Source organism: Pedobacter sp. UBA4863, from assembly GCF_002399615.1.
In the GTDB taxonomy this organism is placed as follows: Bacteria; Bacteroidota; Bacteroidia; order Sphingobacteriales; family Sphingobacteriaceae; genus Pedobacter.
In genome coordinates this window covers 839-20125 of record NZ_DHDZ01000025.1, presented here as the reverse complement: position 1 = coordinate 20125, position 19287 = coordinate 839, and the positions used below count along the sequence as shown (strand labels likewise).

The 19287-nt window shown below is 37.6% G+C and carries 17 protein-coding genes; 11 read left to right on the top strand and 6 right to left on the bottom strand.

Going from position 1 to position 19287, the window contains the following annotated elements:
- The first annotated feature begins 97 nt into the window (after positions 1-97).
- On the top strand, positions 98-2887 hold the full coding sequence (locus tag B3I52_RS04135) for an outer membrane beta-barrel protein (protein WP_293299117.1): 2790 nt from the start codon (positions 98-100) through the stop codon (positions 2885-2887).
- 5 nt (positions 2888-2892) lie between these two features.
- The gene (locus B3I52_RS04130; RefSeq protein WP_293299114.1) at positions 2893-3669 is read left to right on the top strand and encodes a GLPGLI family protein; all 777 of its coding nucleotides are present in this window, start codon (positions 2893-2895) and stop codon (positions 3667-3669) included.
- Between the two features lie 224 nt (positions 3670-3893).
- Here B3I52_RS04130 and B3I52_RS04125 read toward each other — a convergent pair whose 3' ends face one another.
- The 3 genes from B3I52_RS04125 to B3I52_RS04115 all read right to left on the bottom strand — a co-directional run bounded on the left by B3I52_RS04125 (position 3894) and on the right by B3I52_RS04115 (position 6949).
- On the bottom strand, positions 3894-4586 hold the full coding sequence (locus B3I52_RS04125; RefSeq protein ID WP_293299111.1) for a response regulator transcription factor: 693 nt from the start codon (positions 4584-4586) through the stop codon (positions 3894-3896).
- Between the two features lie 9 nt (positions 4587-4595).
- The gene (locus B3I52_RS04120) at positions 4596-6437 is read right to left on the bottom strand and encodes a sensor histidine kinase (protein ID WP_293299109.1); all 1842 of its coding nucleotides are present in this window, start codon (positions 6435-6437) and stop codon (positions 4596-4598) included.
- 140 nt (positions 6438-6577) lie between these two features.
- A complete protein-coding gene (locus tag B3I52_RS04115) occupies positions 6578-6949 on the bottom strand; it encodes a DUF3127 domain-containing protein (RefSeq protein ID WP_293299194.1) in 372 nt (123 codons plus the stop codon).
- A gap of 66 nt (positions 6950-7015) precedes the next feature.
- On the opposite strand from B3I52_RS04115, the gene B3I52_RS04110 reads away from it, so the two are divergent.
- Together B3I52_RS04110 and B3I52_RS04105 are read left to right on the top strand one after the other, a co-directional pair.
- Positions 7016-8206, top strand: coding sequence for a THUMP domain-containing class I SAM-dependent RNA methyltransferase (locus tag B3I52_RS04110; RefSeq protein WP_293299106.1), 1191 nt, complete (start codon positions 7016-7018; stop codon positions 8204-8206).
- A 182-nt stretch (positions 8207-8388) separates the two neighbouring features.
- Positions 8389-8610, top strand: a complete 222-nt coding sequence (locus B3I52_RS04105) for a helix-turn-helix domain-containing protein (protein ID WP_293299103.1) — start codon at positions 8389-8391, stop codon at positions 8608-8610.
- A 131-nt stretch (positions 8611-8741) separates the two neighbouring features.
- Here B3I52_RS04105 and B3I52_RS04100 read toward each other — a convergent pair whose 3' ends face one another.
- Positions 8742-10478, bottom strand: a complete 1737-nt coding sequence (locus tag B3I52_RS04100; RefSeq protein ID WP_293299100.1) for a hypothetical protein — start codon at positions 10476-10478, stop codon at positions 8742-8744.
- A gap of 248 nt (positions 10479-10726) precedes the next feature.
- On the opposite strand from B3I52_RS04100, the gene B3I52_RS04095 reads away from it, so the two are divergent.
- The 6 genes from B3I52_RS04095 (at position 10727) to B3I52_RS04070 (ending at position 16697) form a co-directional block, all read left to right on the top strand.
- Positions 10727-11374, top strand: a complete 648-nt coding sequence (locus B3I52_RS04095; protein ID WP_293299097.1) for an HD domain-containing protein — start codon at positions 10727-10729, stop codon at positions 11372-11374.
- 49 nt (positions 11375-11423) lie between these two features.
- Complete coding sequence (locus B3I52_RS04090) at positions 11424-12680, top strand: putative DNA modification/repair radical SAM protein (RefSeq protein WP_293299094.1); 1257 nt, start codon at positions 11424-11426, stop codon at positions 12678-12680.
- A 70-nt stretch (positions 12681-12750) separates the two neighbouring features.
- On the top strand, positions 12751-13509 hold the full coding sequence (locus B3I52_RS04085) for a TIGR03915 family putative DNA repair protein (RefSeq protein WP_293299091.1): 759 nt from the start codon (positions 12751-12753) through the stop codon (positions 13507-13509).
- Between the two features lie 46 nt (positions 13510-13555).
- Positions 13556-14581, top strand: coding sequence for a sensor histidine kinase (locus B3I52_RS04080; RefSeq protein ID WP_293299088.1), 1026 nt, complete (start codon positions 13556-13558; stop codon positions 14579-14581).
- Positions 14582-14755: 174 nt separating this feature from the next.
- Positions 14756-15397, top strand: coding sequence for a DUF47 domain-containing protein (locus B3I52_RS04075; protein WP_293299085.1), 642 nt, complete (start codon positions 14756-14758; stop codon positions 15395-15397).
- 7 nt (positions 15398-15404) lie between these two features.
- Positions 15405-16697, top strand: coding sequence for an inorganic phosphate transporter (locus tag B3I52_RS04070; protein WP_293299082.1), 1293 nt, complete (start codon positions 15405-15407; stop codon positions 16695-16697).
- A 144-nt stretch (positions 16698-16841) separates the two neighbouring features.
- Here the strand turns inward: B3I52_RS04070 and B3I52_RS04065 are convergent, their stop codons facing one another.
- Together B3I52_RS04065 and pnuC are read right to left on the bottom strand one after the other, a co-directional pair.
- Positions 16842-17384: an ATP-binding protein gene (locus B3I52_RS04065; protein ID WP_293299079.1), complete on the bottom strand. Its 543-nt coding sequence runs from the start codon at positions 17382-17384 to the stop codon at positions 16842-16844.
- Entirely contained in the window at positions 17362-17985 is a 624-nt protein-coding gene (gene pnuC, locus B3I52_RS04060) for a nicotinamide riboside transporter PnuC (protein ID WP_293299077.1), read from the bottom strand. Before pnuC ends, B3I52_RS04065 begins: the two co-directional genes overlap by 23 nt.
- Before the next feature lie 430 nt (positions 17986-18415).
- Between pnuC and cas9 the strand changes: the two genes are divergently transcribed.
- A partial coding sequence (gene cas9 / locus B3I52_RS04055; protein WP_293299074.1) for a type II CRISPR RNA-guided endonuclease Cas9 occupies positions 18416-19287 on the top strand: 872 nt, incomplete at its 3' end.

Genomic DNA, 19287 nt, shown 5'->3' with positions numbered 1-19287 from the left:
ACAAAATGTTAAGGTGTGTTAAAAATGTTAAATAACAACAAATTTGCATTAAACTAAGAATTTAGTTAATACCTTCGTATCAACCAACTTACTTCGCATGAAAAAAACGTTACCCATTATAATAGCAACCTTGCTGTTTCCTTATCTCGCATTTTCGCAGACAAACTCGGTAAAGGGCATTATCGCCGACAATTCTTCGAACGTTAAGCTACAGAATGCTACCATCAGTATTTTAAACGCTAAAGACTCTACACTTTACAAGTTTACAAGAGCAACTCAAGAAGGAAATTTCAATTTTAACCAACTAAAAAATGGGAATTTTATCCTTCTAGTTACCTACCCAGAGTATGCTGATTTTGTAAATATCTTTAGTTTAGATTCTGCCAACAAGGCTATTGATTTTAAAGTGATAGACATGAAAACCAAGGCAAAATTGCTTAACGAAGTAATTATTAAAGGGCAAGCAGCGGCAATTAAAATTAAAGGCGACACTACCGAATTTAATGCCGCTGCATACAATATCAAACCAAATGATCGGGTTGAGGATTTAATTAAGCAGTTCCCAGGCATACAAGTTGATGCCCAAGGCAAAATAACTGCCCAAGGTAAAACAGTAGAAAAAGTATTAGTTGATGGCGAAGAGTTTTTTGGCGACGACCCAACTTTAGTGACCAAAAACCTACGAGCCGATATGGTGGACAAAGTACAGCTATTTGAAAAGGCCAGCGACCAAGCGGCGTTTACAGGTGTAGATGACGGCGAGAAGAAACAAACCCTAAATATTTTATTGAAAGAGGATAAAAAGCAAGGTTTCTTTGGAAAGCTTGAAGCGGGTTATGGCAACAATGATTTTTATGCTTTGCAAGGAATGTTTAACAAGTTTAAAGGCAAAGAAAAAATTGCAGCCTATGGCACCAGCAGTAACACCGGAAAAACTGGTTTAGGTTGGGAAGATGCTTCCAAATACGGCGCATCTAGCAACATGACCATGAGTGATGATGGAGGGATGATGTTTTTCATGAGCGGAGACAACATGTTTGAGAACGACAGCTACTACGGAGAAGGCCTGCCCAGAGCTCACAATGGCGGTTTGCATTACGAAAACAAATGGAACAAAGACAAAGAAAGCATTAACACTAATTACAAGGTAGGTGCTTTTAACATTAGGACCAATAAAAACACCATAATTCAGAACAACCTTCCTAATAATATTTTTAACTCTAACAACAACAACAATAGCGAAAGCAATAATTTCAGACAAAAGTTAGATGCAACTTACCAAATTAATATAGACAGTACATCGAACGTAAAAGTAATAATAGACGGAACCTTATCAAACAGTGATAAAGAAGATTTTTATAGTTCAGAATCTAGAAGGGCAGACAATAGTTTATTAAATAACTCTAATCGCACCACAACTGGCAATCAAAATCAAACCAACTTTAACGTTAACGCTACCTATATGAAAAAATTGAAAAAAGTCGGAAGAAATTACAGCCTAAATATTAGCAATAGCCTTAACCAAACTAAAAGCGATGGGTACTTAAAAGCTACTAACAACTTTTTTGATGCTAACGAAAATGCCACCAGAACAGACATTACCGACCAACTAAGAGATAATGACATCTTATCGAACAATTTAAGGGCTAATATTACTTATAACGAGCCACTAAGTAAAGTACTAACACTAACGGCAAATTATGGCATAACGCTAAACAACAATAAAGCCGATAAAAAAACTTACGATGCAAGCACTCCAAATGTTTACAATAACTTAAACACAGAGTTTAGCAACAATTTCCATTCAGATCAATTAACTAATCAGGTTGGTGCCGTTTTTAGCTACAAAAAAGCCAAAACCAACCTTAGTTTTGGCACTAAAGCAAGTTTCATCAATTTCGATCAAACCGAGGTTTATAGCAACCAGAAGTTTAACAGAAACTTTATGAATTGGCTACCTCAGGCTTCTTATCAGTACAGATTCTCAGCGCAAAAATCTTTATCGTTAAGATACAATGGTTCTAACACACAACCAACGGTTAATCAATTACAACCGGTACGAACCAACGACGACCCTTTAAATATTCCCGAAGGAAATCCCGATTTGAAACCCGCTTTTAATAACAGGTTAAACCTTAATTTCAACTCTTACAAAGTGCTTACAAGCGAAAACATATACATGGGTTTATCTTTTGGATTTACCAATAACCAAATTGTAAGCAACAACAATACAAGTACAGAAGGTATCACTATTTACAGATCTGTAAACATGGAGAACAAAATCCCAACTTACTATTCTGGTTGGGGTGGCTATTCTAGAAAAATTAAGGCTTTAGGTAATATCAATGTGGGCCTTCAATTAAATTTCAATGCAAATACCTACTACAATTACGTAAATAACGCATTAAACACCACAACAAGCCAAAGTTATTCTCCTAGTCTTAACCTATCAAAATACAATGATAAATTGAGCATACATGTAAACTTTGGCCCTAGTTACAATGCACAAGAGGCATCTTTACAAAAACAAATTAGCAATAAGGGATGGGGCAGAAACGGTGGTCTTTATAGCACTTTTAAACTCCCTAAAAAAATTGGAGTAGAAGTAAATGGTAATTATACCTACACCCCAAAATCAGCTGCATTTAACACCGCTTTTGAACAAACTATTATTAACGCCGCATTAACAAAAGCATTTTACAAAGAAGAAAGCTTAAAAATAAAACTTAGTGCCAACGACATTTTAAATGAAAACAGAGGCTTTAGGCGTTTTGCATCAGCAAATACCATTACTCAATCTAATTACAACAATATTAGTCGTTACTTTTTATTCTCTCTAATTTGGGATTTTAGCAAAATGGGGGGCTCAACTGCTACTAAAAAATAATACTTATGAAACTAAAAAACTTTATCATCATAGCTTTAATAAGTGTTAGTACACCTGTTATGGCCCAGTACACTCGCTTTGTAACACAAGGCACAATTGTTTACGAAAAACGAGTGAACACCTACGCTATCATCAAAAAGCAAATTGCATTAAGTAAAGAAGATACTTGGGGCAAAATGGCTTTTGAAAACTATCAAAAAAACAACCCACAGTTTAAGACGCTAAAAAGTACATTGATCTTTAATAATGAAAAATCACTTTTTGTACCCGAAGAAGAAGCCACACAAAGTGGAGGATGGTTTAACTTACCGCAAACGCAACAAAACAATACCGTATTAAGTAGCTTAAACCTTGGTACCAGCACCATACAAAAGAAGATATACGAAGAAAATTACACTGTAGCAGATAGCATTAGAAAAATTAACTGGAAAATAACTGACGAATTTAGAAACATTGCTGGCTATAATTGCCGTAGAGCAAATGCTTTGGTAATGGACTCTGTTTATGTAGTGGCATTTTACACTGATGAAATTGCAGTAAGTGGAGGACCAGAAACCTTTAGTGGTTTACCCGGCATGATTTTAGGGGTGGCCTTACCTCATGATAATATAACTTGGTTTGCCACTTCGGTAACCGATACACCTATAGCAGAAAGTAAATTGGCGCTAACGCCTAAAAAGGGAAAAACAGTAAGCAATAAACAATTGTTCGACATCCTTAAATCGGCTTTAAAGAGCTGGGGAACTTGGGCTAATGAAACCTTTAAATGGGCAATGATGTAATATTGGGCTAATTGTTAAAACTGTCTAAATCGGTTAATTGTTAAAAAACAGTTAGCTGATTTATATATCAAAATATTCTACCACAAAGACATCAAAAGCGAAAAAATTAATTTTACTCATTTAGCGCATCAGACTTTTATTTTACGGCGAAATGAATTGTGCTGGTTGGTGTACTCGCCAAGGTGTATTTCTAAATATTCCATTTTTCAGGTTAACAGCGTAACTTAATTCACCACTAACTTATAGCCTTTGCCGTGCACATTAATAATTTCTACTTTGGGGTCTTCGCGAAGATATTTCCGCAGTTTGCTCAAAAAAACATCCATGCTACGCCCGTTAAAGTAATTATCATCGTGCCAAATATGAATTAGTGCTTCTTCTCTAGTTAATACGCTATTTTTCTTTAAACAGAGCAAGCGCAACAATTCGGCTTCTTTGGTAGATAGTTTTTGCTGTGAACCATTAAAATGGATTAACTGTGTGGTATAGTCAAAGGTATAACTGCCTATTTCAAACTTTTTAGGTTCTTCTTCTTGTTGGCTTGGCTGCGCCGAAGCCCTTTTAAGCAATGCGTTAATACGAAGCAGCAGTTCCTCAATTCTAAAGGGCTTGGTAATGTAATCATCGCCACCCAAATCGTAGGCTAGGGCCTTATCTTCCATCATAGATTTTGCAGTGGCAAATATAATTGGCACGCTTAAATCGGTTTTTCTAATTTCCTTACCTAAGGTAAAACCATCCTTTTTAGGCATCATTACATCCAAAATACATAAATCAAAAGTTTGTTTGGCAAAAGCTTCTAAACCTTCTTCCCCATCGTTACAGAGTACTACCTCAAAATTACCCTTTAGCTGTAAATAGTCTTGCAACAATAAACCCAAGTTCGGATCGTCTTCAACCAACAGTATTTTCTTCATATTCATTACTTAGTTTAATGGTAAATGGATCATAAATGTAGTGCCTCTATCTTTCTCGCTAACCACTTTAATTGTACCGTTCATTTTCCCTACAATATCGTTCACATAGCTTAAACCCAAGCCAAAACCTTTTACATCGTGCAAATTGCCGGTTGGCACCCTATAAAATTGATCAAATATTCTTTTGGTTTGTTCTTTAGTCATGCCAATGCCTTGGTCGCTTACTTCAATATAAACGGCTTCTGGCTGTTTTGCTGTTTTTATGGTAATTTTTGGCTTGGCAAGACTATATTTATTCGCATTGTCAATCAAATTGTATATCATATTCGAAAGATGCAGCTCATCGCCAATAACCACATCTGGTATTGCATGGAGTTGCAAGGTAATCTCGGCATCTTTTTTCTGTAACTGCAAGCTCATACTATCTACTACCGCCGTAATCAGTTCGTTTATGGCAACAGGTCTTCGCTCTAATTTCATTTCCTTTTTATCTAGCTTAGCCACATTTAGCACCCGTTCTATGTGGTTGCCCAAACGCACATTTTCGTCGTAAATAATGCCTGCCAAACGGTTTACTCGTGCTTTGTCGGGGGTTAAGTCAGGGTCTTTCAATGCCTCGCTAGCAATCATAATGGTAGCCACGGGAGTTTTAAACTCATGCGTCATGTTGTTAATGAAATCTGTTTTCATCTCCGATAGCTTTTTCTGACGGATAATGGCATAAATAGTATAGGCAAAAATGGAAAGCAGTACCAATAGCAAGCCCACCGAAGAGGCCAAGGTGACAAACATATTGTTAAAGATTAGCGAATTCTTGTTAGGAAAGCTTACATATAGCATTCCCGGATCCGTAATCATTAAATCGTTACCAAAAATAACTTTCTGAAAAGTGTTTTTGGGCAAAGCGCCACTACCGGGCCACGAAACATTCTGATAAATTACCCTACCCTTATTATTAGAAGGTGTTACCCAATAATTATAGTTCAGGTCAATATTCTTGCCCAGCAATTCCTTTTTAATTAGGGTATCTAAATCTTCTTGGCTTGGCATCCTCTTTTCTAGGGGTATGTCTTTATTGGCCATTTCTTTGGCAACATCTTGCAACAACATCACATTACGCCCGTTGCTGCCCAATAGCTTAACCGTATCGGCATATAAGCGTTCTAGCTCCAATTTATATCGATGTGCCGCCTTTGCGTCCTCCAATTCAAATTTAGTTTTCAAATCTGGATCTATAGTAGGCAAGGTGATAAACTGGGGTCTCAAATCTAGCGGGTTAAAGGCGAGATAAATAATAGAATCGGGCAATTTATCGAGCCTAATAACAGGTCTTTTGCGGGTATAGTTAGAAGAAAGCTGTCGGCTTAGCACCACCCCTTCCGAAGTTCTTAGCTCATCTATTTTATAGGTTAATGTATTATTGCTGTTGGGCTTCGGATTAGCTAAAATAGCATAATCCTCTTCGCTAATAATTTGTGGTTTTAGATAGTTGTTTTGAATAATGCTATCCTGCTCGTTCAAATATTGTAGTACCTGCTGTTGTAGTTTTTGTCGCCTACGGGCTTGGTTTTCCTTATATCTTTCTTTAAAAGCTACAATGCTATCTGTTTTGGCCCGTATATCACTCACCTCTCGCTCTTGTAATTCTACATCTTTTTCGTTGATACGACGTATAACATTTCTCTTTTGTATTTTACTTACAACAGCACTTAATGCTTGGTTAATGTCTTGCTCAAACAACTGCGATTTTAAGTTGTACGATTCCCTAATGTAATACATCTGCATTACAAACACGCCCAATAACGCAAAGGTCATTAATGCAGTAATTATCCAAAGGCTCCTCTTTTTCATCGCAACTATTTCAAAAATAGCGAAGACAAAGAGAAATACGGCTATGCTTTAACAATTTTTAACAGTAAAAAGGCACAAAAAAAGTCGTTCAGAAGAACTGAACGACCTAAGATTATAATTTGTTTCCTTAAAAAACGTTATTAAAATGGCAAATCATCATCTTCGCCAGCAGCAGTGCTCACATCTGCAGGGGCAGCATATTGCGGAGCTGCTGCAGGGGCGCTTGCCGTGTTGGCCAATGCAGTAATGCGCCACACCACCAAACTGTTAAAATAAGAAGTTACCCCATCTTTATTGGTCCACGGACGACCACGCAGGTTAAAAGAAACTTCTACTTCATCACCCGCTTTCAAGCTATCAAGCAAAGCTGTTTTATCTTGCAACGCTTCAAACCTAATGTATTCCGGGTAAGTCGGATTTTCTGCATACTCTACTATTAAATCACGTTTTTTAAACGTTTCGCTCACTTGTTGTACTGCACCAACTTCGTGCACCTTGCCTTTAATTTCCATGTCTGTACTAATATATTTCTCTTCCATCCAAATCTCTATATTTTTATTGATAACTTCGCAATTCATATGACACAAGTTTTCCACACCAAAAGCAAGGTTATTATTACCTGTAACAAAAGACTATCTACCTATTTACAGGCAGAAGTAGAAGAGTTGGGCTACACCATTACAAGAGCCTTTGCCACAGGCGTAGAACTTCATATTACACTTAACGAGTGTATTAAGCTTAACTTAAACCTGCGTTGCGCCAGCCAAGTGCTCTATAGCTTAAAAAGTTTTAAGGCGAAAAACCCAGAAGAGCTTTACCACACCTTAGCGGCCATGCCATGGGAAGAATTAATCGATTTTTCTGGCTATTTCTCGGTAACTTCTAATGTAGATAATCCGTTTATTACAACACCATTATTTGCTAATTTAAAAGTAAAAGATGCTATTGTAGATAGAATTAAGGACAAAAAAGGCATGCGCCCTAATAGCGGTTCTGACGCGAACAAAGCAGTGGTGCATTTATACTGGAAGGATAACGATGCTGATATTTTTATTGACACCAGCGGCGAAACACTGAGCAAGCATGGCTATCGGAAAATTCCGGGCAAGGCACCCATGTTAGAAGCTTTAGCTACCAGTGTAATAATGGCAACTGAATGGGATAAAAAATCCCCATTTGTAAACCCCATGTGTGGTTCTGGAACCTTGGCTATTGAGGCCGCTTTATTGGCTACCAACCGTAGGCCGGGCCTATACCGGATGAACTACGGTTTTATGCACATTATAGGCTACCAAGAAGAAGTTTTTTTTGCTGAACGCAGAATACTTAAAGAACAAGTAATTAAGAATATTGATTTGCAAATTATCGCTTCAGACCTTTCTGAAGATGCCGTTGAAGTGAGTAAAAAAAATGCGAAAACCGCTGGCGTAGATCAAATTATACAGTTTGACGTATGCGATTTTGCGGAAACACCAATTCCGGAAGGCGGAAAGGGTGTCGTGGTTTTCAATCCGGAATATGGCGAAAGGTTAGGCACGCACACTAAATTAGAGCTAACTTATAAACGCATGGGCGATTTCATGAAAACCAATTGCAAAGGTTACCATGGCTACATCTTTACAGGAAATCCGGATTTGGCAAAAAAAATTGGGTTAAAGGCCGACAAAAAGATAGAATTCTATAACGGAAAGCTAGATTGCAGAATGCTCGCCTACGAACTTTACGATGGCAGTAGGCGACCAGAAAGCGAACGTACACATCGAACATAGGCGCTATTTCACTTAATTTATTAGTTACTCCAAAAAATAAACTTTACCTTCTTTTAGCTGTATTAATTGCACAAATACGCAGTTTTCTTAAACATTTAAGTTGTAACTACTTAGTTTTCTGTAATTAATAACTATTGTTGGCAAACTATTTGCTTTTGTTTCTGCATTAACTACAACAAAGGATGAAAGACATTTACAAAGAAGAAATGCAGCGGGTAGCTTCTAAAATTAGAAAACTGCGTGAAAACAAAAATTTTTCTCAAGAATATCTGGCAAAGAAAATTGGCATTTCGCAAAATGCTTACAGCAAAATTGAATTAGGCTACAGCAAAATAACACTCGACAGGCTTATCCATATTTCGCATATACTTGAGATAAACGCCACCGAATTATTGGAAGCTTAAGGATGGACTAATGCGTTATCTACAACGGCAACAGCTAACAATAGGTTAATCTATCCAATATTAGAAACTACCTCACTAAACATGAGCAGATCAGATATGATTTGCTCATGTTTCCTTGTTTAAAAAATATACTAAAAAGCTATTCGCTTTATAGCTACCGTTAATGATCCCGAATTTCCTGTGCTTATACCTGTAACCTTTAAAATAGCATATACATTTCTATTGGTTTGTACAGAGCGGAAAAACACCAAATCACCTACTTGTAACCGAGTTAAACGAGGCCCTGGTCCATCTTGCAGCGAATTTACATATGCAGTACGCGAGCTTGCAGCACCCTCAGCAGCAGCTATTTGATTAATAATTTGATCTTTTGTTTTTACATTGGTAAAATAGTTGGCAATTTCTGAGGCCGTAGCCGATTTGAACTTGGTAAGTACCCCATCATTTCTAGTGCCCCAAGTATTTATCAACGTATTAGTAGAAGGCCATAACGAGTGATCTGTGGCAGAAGAAACTAATAAATTGCTAGAAGTTGTTGAACCCCATAAGTAAGTAATATCTAAATTAACCGCATCATTTGCTGCCGAAACATCATGCGGAGACAAAAAGCCATTGGCCATAGCCACAAAAGGCCCCAAGGTAGCATGCGAGGGAGCTCCTATTTGCAAACTAGTTCTACTATCCACAAAATAATCGTATGGATAAGCGCTGTTGGCATAACCTGTATGATACCACCAGTTTAAATATTTGATAATTGCCCTTTTAAATTTATGCGAAGACATGCCACGGGTAGTAGCATTGTTGCGTACAGTAATTCCTGGCGTTTCTATTTGAATAGCAGAAATATTATCTGCAAACCCAATTACAGGAGTTCCTTCTGATCTAGTTCCGTATTGTCTTATACAATTGCCTCCCGTAAAGTAAGGACGCGTATTAGGATTGCCAGAAGTAGTTCCAAACTTTTGGGCATTTTGCTCTATTACTCTATGAAATTTCCCAGGAACAGCTACAACTCCCTCCGACTCTAGAAATCCACCCAAACTAGTTCGGCTCCTTACAATAGTAGATAGAGACACCCCTGGGTAGGCTAAAGCAATAGCCCTAACACTACTATAATTGGTTTTAGTATTTAAGTTCGAATCGCTTACACCAAGGTCAGCGACACTTAATCCGTACCCTATCTCAGATTGGCAAATAAAATCGCTACTTACAGTACTACCATCGCTAATACCAGTATATTCTTCTTGGTAACCACTCGTATAGGTATGTGCATGGCCATGCAAATCAATAAATAATCCTCCTTTGGTGGCGGCCAAATTGGTTGCCATAGTAGTTCGGGCCAACAAAAGCAATTCATGATAGCTGTCGTATGTTTTTCTTCCTTCCGTTGCCGTTCCGTATCTCGTTGTTGCATCGGCCGGATAAGTATTGGGATCTACTCTACTGCGGTATATTTCGTTAATGATAATCCAAGGCTGCAAACCGGTATCGTTCTTAAACAGGGAAGCCACAGCAAATGCAAAAGGCTTTACGCTAAGATCTCTTAATGAAGTAGAAGATACAGGTATCTCTGGACTTCCAACAAGAACCCCATCATGTGGCGCACCTAACATTAATGGAACGCTTGCATCGCCCACCACCAATTTTATATAATTCTTGTAGCCGTAAATTGTATCTCCAGGCTGATACCACACCCCCTTGTATTGTACAACCCCCGAAGACAAGGCACTCACACTCATTAGCCCACCAACTTTCTCCAGATGATCTGTTGGCGTTAGCACTTCTCGTTTGCAAGAAACCAGCAAAAAAATACCCATTAAGCAAATTAGCACTCTTAAAGCAAATGGTTTAATCATAAAATTTTTCATACAAATTTGATTTTTGGTTTTAAATAATTGCAAACTTCTATATACCAAGCCCTCCAGTTAAAGAACAATACTAAAAGCTTAGACCGCACGAAGATTTCAATAGACCGAATAATATTAAACTATTTTATAACAAGCAGTTAGAATAGCCGCCTCAGTATCTAAAATATAATATTTACCCTTAACCCATACTTTCTTGCTAAGCTTTACCCCCTAACTGCCTTTTATATAAAGTTTATTAACTTCGAAACATGCAAAACACCATCCAGCAAACTATAGATTTTGTGAAAACAACATTGGCCAATGCCGAAGCAGGGCACGATTGGTTCCATATAGAACGTGTTTATAAAACAGCCCAACACATTAACCAAAAAGAGCAGGCCAATGCCTTAATTGTTGCACTTGCGGCTTTGTTGCACGACATTGCCGACAGCAAGTTTAATGGTGGAGATGAAGAAATTGGCCCGCAAAAAGCAGGCGATTTTCTACGCAGTATTGGCGTTGATATAGAGATTGTTAATGAAGTAAAACTAATTATCAAAAACCTTTCTTTTAAAGCAAGTTTAGGCGAAATATCTTACGCTTCCAAAGAATTAAACGTAGTGCAAGATGCTGATAGACTAGACGCTATAGGTGCCATTGGCATTGCCAGGGCATTCACTTATGGCGGCTATAAAAACAGGGTACTGTATAGCCCCGAAATAAAGCCTAACTTACAAATGACCAAAGAGGAATATAAAAACACTACAGCACCTACCATTAACCATTTCTACGAAAAACTATTACTGCTAAAAGATTTAATGAAGACCGATACAGGTAAAAAAATAGCGCAACAACGCCATCATTTTATGTTAAACTACCTTGACCAATTTTACGAGGAATGGGAAGGTAAAAAATAAACTAAAAGTATTAGCTAATTTGCTATTTTTGTTAGCAAATTAGTTTAATATGGCAGAGAGATTAAGAGAAAAGTTAAATATACTTGCCGATGCGGCAAAGTACGATGTTTCATGCTCATCGAGCGGTAGCGATAGGAAAAACACAAAGGGGGGACTGGGGAACGGCCATCAATCTGGCATTTGCCACACTTACACAGAAGATGGTCGCTGCGTATCTTTATTAAAAATTCTCCTCACCAACCATTGCATTTTCGATTGTGCATATTGCGTTTCACGCAGAAGCAACGATATTGAGCGTGCTGCTTTTACAGTAGATGAAGTGGTAGAATTAACCATGAATTTCTATCGCAGAAACTACATTGAGGGGCTTTTTTTAAGCTCTGGCATCTTCAAAAATGCCGATTTCACTATGGAAAGGCTTCTTCGAGTAGTGAAAAAGCTACGGCTAGAAGAAAACTATAATGGCTATATACACCTAAAAACCATTCCCGGTGCAAGCGACGAACTGATTACAGCAGCTGGCCTATATGCAGACAGGATGAGCATTAACCTAGAAATGCCAACCGAAACAGGATTAAAACTCTTGGCTCCAGAAAAAAGCCACCAAGATGTGATTAAACCTTTGGCCTTTGTAAAAAATCAGATCATCCAATTTAAAGAAGAAAAAAAGCTGATTAAAAGTGTACCTAAATTTGTACCCGCAGGACAAAGCACCCAAATGGTAGTTGGTGCTACAGCAGAAACGGATAAGGAAATTATGTACACCGCCGCTAATTTCTACAAAAACTTTTCGCTAAAAAGGGTTTATTATTCGGGTTATATACCAATTAGTAACGATAGCAGGATGCCCATTTTAGGCACACAGCCCCCACTGCTAAGAGAGAACCGACTTTACCAAACAGATTGGCTAATGCGATTTTATGGTTTCGATGTACGTGAATTACTGAACGACGGCAACCCCCACTTAGATACCGACATTGACCCTAAACTGAGTTGGGCACTACGAAACATGCAAAACTTTCCTGTTGACATTAACACTGCAGACTACCAAATGATTTTGCGAGTGCCGGGCATTGGCGTTGGCTCTGCTCAAAAAATTGTGCAGGCTAGAAAGTTTGGCAAGCTTTACATTCACCAGTTAAAAAAGATTGGCATTGCCTACAATAGGGCTAAACATTTTATCTCCTGTGCCGATAGCCCTTATCAGTTGAAAGACTACCAAAGCCATCAAATTAAAGACTTTATTTTGGCCGAAAGCCAAAGCAAGTACTTAAAAACACCTCCTAATCAGTTGTTATTATTTTAACCTATAACCACCCCATCAACCCTGAAATAAATTTAGTACAAGTATTGAAGGCAATTTATTTACACCAGCTATGATATACATTTTTGACAACAGTTTAGAAGGTTTGCTAACCGCAGTATTTGAATGGTTTGAAAGGAAGCCACCTAGTAAAGTAGCCATTGTTCCCAAAAACAATTATCAGCCAAATGCTTTTACCAAGTCTTTTGAAGTTTTAACAGACAGCGCCAAGGCCAATAGGGTATGGAAAGGCCTGGCCCAACGGCTAGGCAGGCCTGGGATACGAAAAATCTATTGCTGTTACCTTTCAGAAAGACTAGAAGTTTACCAAGATATCTTTGATTTCTGTATCTATATTTTCCAACATCAGGCCGGCACCGAAAAAAACTATGGGAATGCACCAGTTTTAAGCCTTACACAAACGGCCCGAAAAGTAGAACGAGAAAAACATAGAATGGAAGCCTTTATTAGGTTTCAGAAAACTGCAGATGGCATGTTCTATTGCGGCATAGATCCAGATTTTAATGTAATACCGTTACTCATTAACCACTTTAAAAATCGTTACGCCAACCAACAATGGGTTATTTACGATATTAAAAGGCATTATGGCATTTTCTATAACCTACAAACCGTAGCAGAAATTAAACTAGACAACACGATTAATTTATTAAAAAAAACCAACCAGCACCTCTTAGACGAACAAGAAAACTTATATGCCAACTTATGGAAAGATTACTTTAACAGAACCAATATTGTAGCCCGAAAAAACACAAAGCTACATACGCAACAGGTACCTAAAAGATATTGGAAATACCTAACCGAAAAATTATAGCCCAGTAATTAACATTATCTTAACTTAATAGCTGTAATTTAGCGATATGAAGTTCAGCGTATTAGTTTTATTTACGGCTTTGGCCGTTGGGCTATCCATAGGCTTGGTAAATTATCATTTTCAGGGAAGCTGGTATTACATGGTTATTTCGTTTGCAATTTCTTTTGTAACAAGCTTTTTGGTTTTCTACTATTTGCTAGAAAAGTACATTTACAGTAAAATAAAACTCATCTACAAACAAATACACAACTTAAAACTAGGTAAAGATTTAAAAGAAGCGCTTGGCGAGTATATTAGTGCCGACCCTATAAATGATGTGCAGCAAGAGGTAGAAGAATGGGCAGGCGCAAAAAAACGAGAGATCGATGTATTGAAAAAACAAGAGCTTTTTAGAAGAGAGTTCCTATCTAATGTTTCGCATGAATTTAAAACACCTTTATTTGCCATACAAGGCTATCTAGAAACCTTACAAGATTGCATTATAGACGATCCGGAAATGGCCGTGAAGTTTCTGAATAAAGCAGAAAAAAACCTAGAGCGCCTAAGTTACCTCATTACCGACCTAGATTCTATCTCTAAGCTGGAAACGGGGGAAATCCCAATTAATTACTCCCGTTTTGATTTTGTTCAACTTGTAAAGGAAGTACTCGAAATATTAGAAGATAAAGCGGCCAACAATAAAACAAGGTTGATTTTTAAGGACAAGTACACCAACCCAACAATGGTTTATGCCGACAGAGAGAAAATTAGGCAAGTAATGATCAATCTCATTCAAAACTCTTTAAAATACGGCAAGGAAAATGGCTCTACGGCCATTAAGATATTTGAGTTGCACGACCAATATTTAATTGAAGTTACCGATGATGGAATGGGCATAGAAGAAAAGTATCTAACACGCTTGTTTGAGCGATTTTACAGGATAGATTCTCATCGGTCTAGGCAAGAAGGCGGCACAGGCTTAGGCTTGGCTATTGTGAAGCACATTATCGAAGCCCACCAGCAAACCATTTCGGTACGTAGCACTCCGCACATTGGAACCACTTTTGCCTTTACCATACAGAAAGGCAATTAGCATTTGTTAAATTACTGTAAAAAAAGAAACATCCAACAATTGGCATTTGAGCGCAATTAGGGCGTTTTATGTAGTCGCCAACTGCTAAGATTTAGCAGCCAAGTAAAATTGCCTTTAAAGTTAACATTAACTTAACATTGCGGTTTTACTTTTGCATCATATTTAAATACAAGTATGAGCAATATATTTAGCTTCTTTACCCCTAAAGACAAAAAATTCCAGCCATTATTTGAGCAAGCGGGAAGCAATGTAAGGAAAATCGCAGAAGCACTGCTGTTAGTAGTAACCACTACCGACATCGAAAAAAGGAAACAGTTCATTAAAGAGGTAGAGCATCTAGAACACGTTGGCGATGATATTACCCACACTATTTTCATTGAATTAAGCAAAAACTTTATTACTCCTTTCGATAGGGAGGATATCCACTCGTTGGCAAGTGCCATTGACGATATTGCAGATTATATCCATGCATCGGCAGGAAATATTGAGCTTTACAATGTTACCAATATTGGCGAACCAATGGTAAAGCTTGCTGAACTGCTGGTAGAAATGTGTACCGACCTTGAAAAAGCAATTAAAGAGTTGAGAAGCTTTAAAAACATTAGGGTTATTGCAGATGCCTGCGTAAGAATTAACAGTGCAGAAAACCAAGCAGATTATACTTGCAATTTGGCTATTGCCCGTTTATTCGAGTTTGAGACCAATGCCATAGAGCTAATTAAGCAAAAAGAGGTTTTACAAACCTTAGAAATTGCTACTGATAAATGTGAAGATGCGGCCAACGTGCTAGAGTCTATCTTGGTAAAAAACGCATAAAATAATTATGACCATACTTATTTTAATTATTGTTTTAGCACTCGTTTTCGATTACATTAACGGTTTTCATGATGCGGCTAATGCAATTGCAACCATCGTAGCCACCAAAGTACTTTCGCCTTTTCAAGCGGTAGTATGGGCTGCCTTCTTTAACTTTTTAGCCTATTGGGTATTTGGGTTTGGCGTTGCCGATACCGTTGCAAAAACCGCCGACACCATGTCTATTAACCTAACGGTGATTTTAGCCGGCGTAATTGCCGCCATTATCTGGAATTTGATTACCTGGTGGTTTGGCATTCCTTCTAGCTCATCTCACACCTTAATTGGTGGCTTTGCAGGGGCAGCCGTTGCCCACGCTGGGTTAGATGTGGTAAACTGGTTTAAGGAAGGGAAAGCAGGCGAATTACCTTCGGGGGTAATGATTATTATTGCATTTATTGTGCTAGCGCCACTTATAGGGGCAGTGGTATCTTATGCAATATCTATTTGGCTTTTACACTCGGCCAAAAAAAGTATAGGCCCAAAAATATTCACCATTTGTTTAATGATTGCCACGGTAGTATTTGTTTACTATCAAATGGTGCCTTACGATAAAATACACAAACCTCGTTTCGAATCGCACTTTTGGAGCGTAGCTTTCGAATCGCATAATATCAAGTGGTTTCTCATTGCGTTCATTATTCTTACCATAAGTTCGTTCTGTTTGGTGTTCAGTTTCCTAACACACCACCAATCTACCCAATGGTTAAAAAAGATGCAATTATTGTCATCTGCGGCATTTAGCTTAGGTCACGGTGGTAACGATTCGCAAAAGGTAATGGGTATAATTGCCGCGGCAATTATAGTATATATTAACCAAGGCGGTATTACGGTAGAAAGCATGCCAGAGTGGCTACAAGTTTCGTTTGCTACTACAGATGCCATGGGAAATGAAGTACCTGCACACATGCCACCTTGGATTCCTTTGGCCTGTTATGGTGCCATTGGCATTGGAACACTTAGTGGTGGCTGGAAAATTGTAAAAACAATGGGCTCCAAAATCACTAAGGTTACACCGTTTGAAGGAGTAACCGCAGAAACTGCTGGCGCATTAACTTTATATTTTACCGAACATTTTAGAGTACCTGTAAGTACCACACATACCATTACCGGCTCTATTATAGGTTCTGGATTAACGAAGGGCACTTCGGCTGTAAAATGGGGCATTACCGTTAAGCTAATATGGGCTTGGGTATTAACCATCCCTGTATCTGCTGCTTTAGCGGCAATATCCTATTATATTTTAAGCTTATTTATTTAAGGAAGGTTTTTAAACCCGTGGAAAAAGGCAATTAATTTTAATTAGTTGCCTTTTTTATTTGTTGCACCCGCTATCCTATCTATGTCAAAAAGGCTTAGGGTAGCCTTATTTTTATATCCACAATAAAGCTTTGATTGTTTTTAATTAAACTGTACTTAACCAGAACTCATCAACTACCTCTACCGCATTCTTCAATCGATCTTCTCCTATGCCAGAAACTACTTTGTAGTTAGCGCCAAGTGTTTTTAATTCTTTGTGCCAAACCTCCATAAAGTGTTCGCGTTGGTTGGGAAAATCCCTTAAAGGATCATCTTCCCAAGGCAAATCAATATCTAAGAGCACATAAAAATCGTAAGGGTTTTGTTGCAGCGCATGAAGTACAATTTGTGGAGTTTCTCCAAAAAATGCATCGCTCCAAATTTTCACTGTTAAAAAAGTAGTGTCGCAAATAATGAAATCTGTTTCGGCCATTGCCAATACAGACTGCTCTAAAGCTACCTGTCCATGAAACATATTTACTTCGTCTTGCAGGGTGCAGGGCTCTGTTAAGGCCTCGCAATAATAACGGGCATATTCTGGCACCCAAGGCACCTGGTAGTATTTTGCCATAGCAGCGGCGATGGTAGATTTGCCTGTACTTTCTGGGCCAACAATGGCTATTTTTTTAATGTGCTTGCGTTTGTTCACGGTAAGTTTTCCTCCAATCTAAATATCCTTTTAGCGCTATTACAACCAAAATGGCATATAGCAAGGCATATAAGTCAAGGTTTTTGTAAAGTAATAAGGGCACGTAACAAATATCTACGATGACCCATAAAATCCAATTCTCTAATATCTTTCTTGTTAACATAATTTGCGCCACCAAACTTACGGCTGTACAAAAGCCGTCTTCGTAAGGCACGTTGGTTGGTGTATAATTATCCAATAAAAACCCAATTATTGCAGTGAGGGCTACTATAATTATAGCAATTAAGCCCCAATGTTTCAATTTAATAGACACGACTGGCTTTTCTTTCGCTTTTTTCTTCTTAAGCCAAAACCACCAGCCGTAAAATGCTGTAAAAAGAAAGTAGAACTGCAAAGCAAAATCGCCAAAAAGATGGCTCTCGAAATAAAGAATAGCGCTAATAACAATGCTTAAAATAGATATTGGCCAATTGAAGATGTTTTCTTTTGCAGCTAAATAAATACACGAAAGGGTGGTTATAAAACCAAGCCACTCTAACCAAGAGGTTTGCTGCAGTTGTTGTATCAATTGCTGTCCAAAGGATATCTCGAGTAAGATCATTGCATCAAATATATATTTTTGGGCACATATCCTTCTATTTTTGTGTAATTCGTCGCAAATAACTTAGGTGCGTTTGATGGAAATCGACATCAAGGATTAATTGCTATTTTGAAATTTTTGGCAATAAAAAAGGCGAGTTGCCCCGCCTTAAATGTTTTCACAACGGAATAATCCTTATTGTGATTTGCTTTCTAAAGCAAATAGAAAAATTTTAATTAAAAAAGTATTACGGGTAACCGTAAAAACTAAATAAAAATATATTTAATTTAACTTTTATAAACCATAACATATCATAAAAAAATGAGAATAAATAACCAAATAAAAACCATAAAAAAAGCCCCACCGAAGCAAGGCCAAGAAATCTTCGGCTTATAGCCTTATTGTGATTTGCATAACAAATGTATATTTTCATCTTTTAAAATACAAACTTATGAGTAAAATATTTGGAATTGATTTGGGAACCAACTCCATTGGATGGGCATTGCGTAATCCAGAATTAACAGAAAATCAAATTGAAAAATTCGGAGTATTAACTTTCAATAAAGGTGTTGGTTTAGGAAAGACAGGTGAATATTCTTACGCTGCAGAGCGTACAAAAAAACGTTCGGCCCGCAGATTATACCAAGCCCGAAAATATAGGCTATGGGCTACTCTTGAAAACTTAATTCAAGAAGGCTATTGCCCTTTGACGATTGAAGATTTAAACAAATGGCGACACTACAATAAAGAAGAAGCTCATAAAAATAATAATGGAGGTCGAATTTACCCTATTTGGAATACTGCATTTGATGCTTGGATCAAGTTGGATTTTAATAATGACGGAAAACCTGACTACAGTAGTCCATATCAATTAAGAAAAGAGCTTGCAGAAACAAAATTAGATTTTAATCAAGAAATTAATCGTTTCAAATTAGGTAGAGCCTTATATCACATTGCACAACGCAGAGGTTTTAAAAGTAGCAGAAAAGGTGCTGATGATGTAAAGGAAAAAGAAACAAATGACAATGATGAAGTATTAAATTTGCAATATTCTGAAAAGAAAAAAAACAAAACTATTGCTGAATTATTTGAAAGATATACTGATGCCAAAACAATAGGTTGGCTTTTTGCATTGTTGGAAACAGATAAGGTTAGAGTGCGTGAAGCGATTGCACAATATGCTATTCGTGAAAACTACAAAGACGAAATCAAATACATTTTTCAAGAAAGACAGGAATTAGGGTTTGAACATCCGCTTTATACCAAATTAGTTGAAACTGGAAAGAACAAAAACAATGGCAGTATCTTTTACAAACGTCCTTT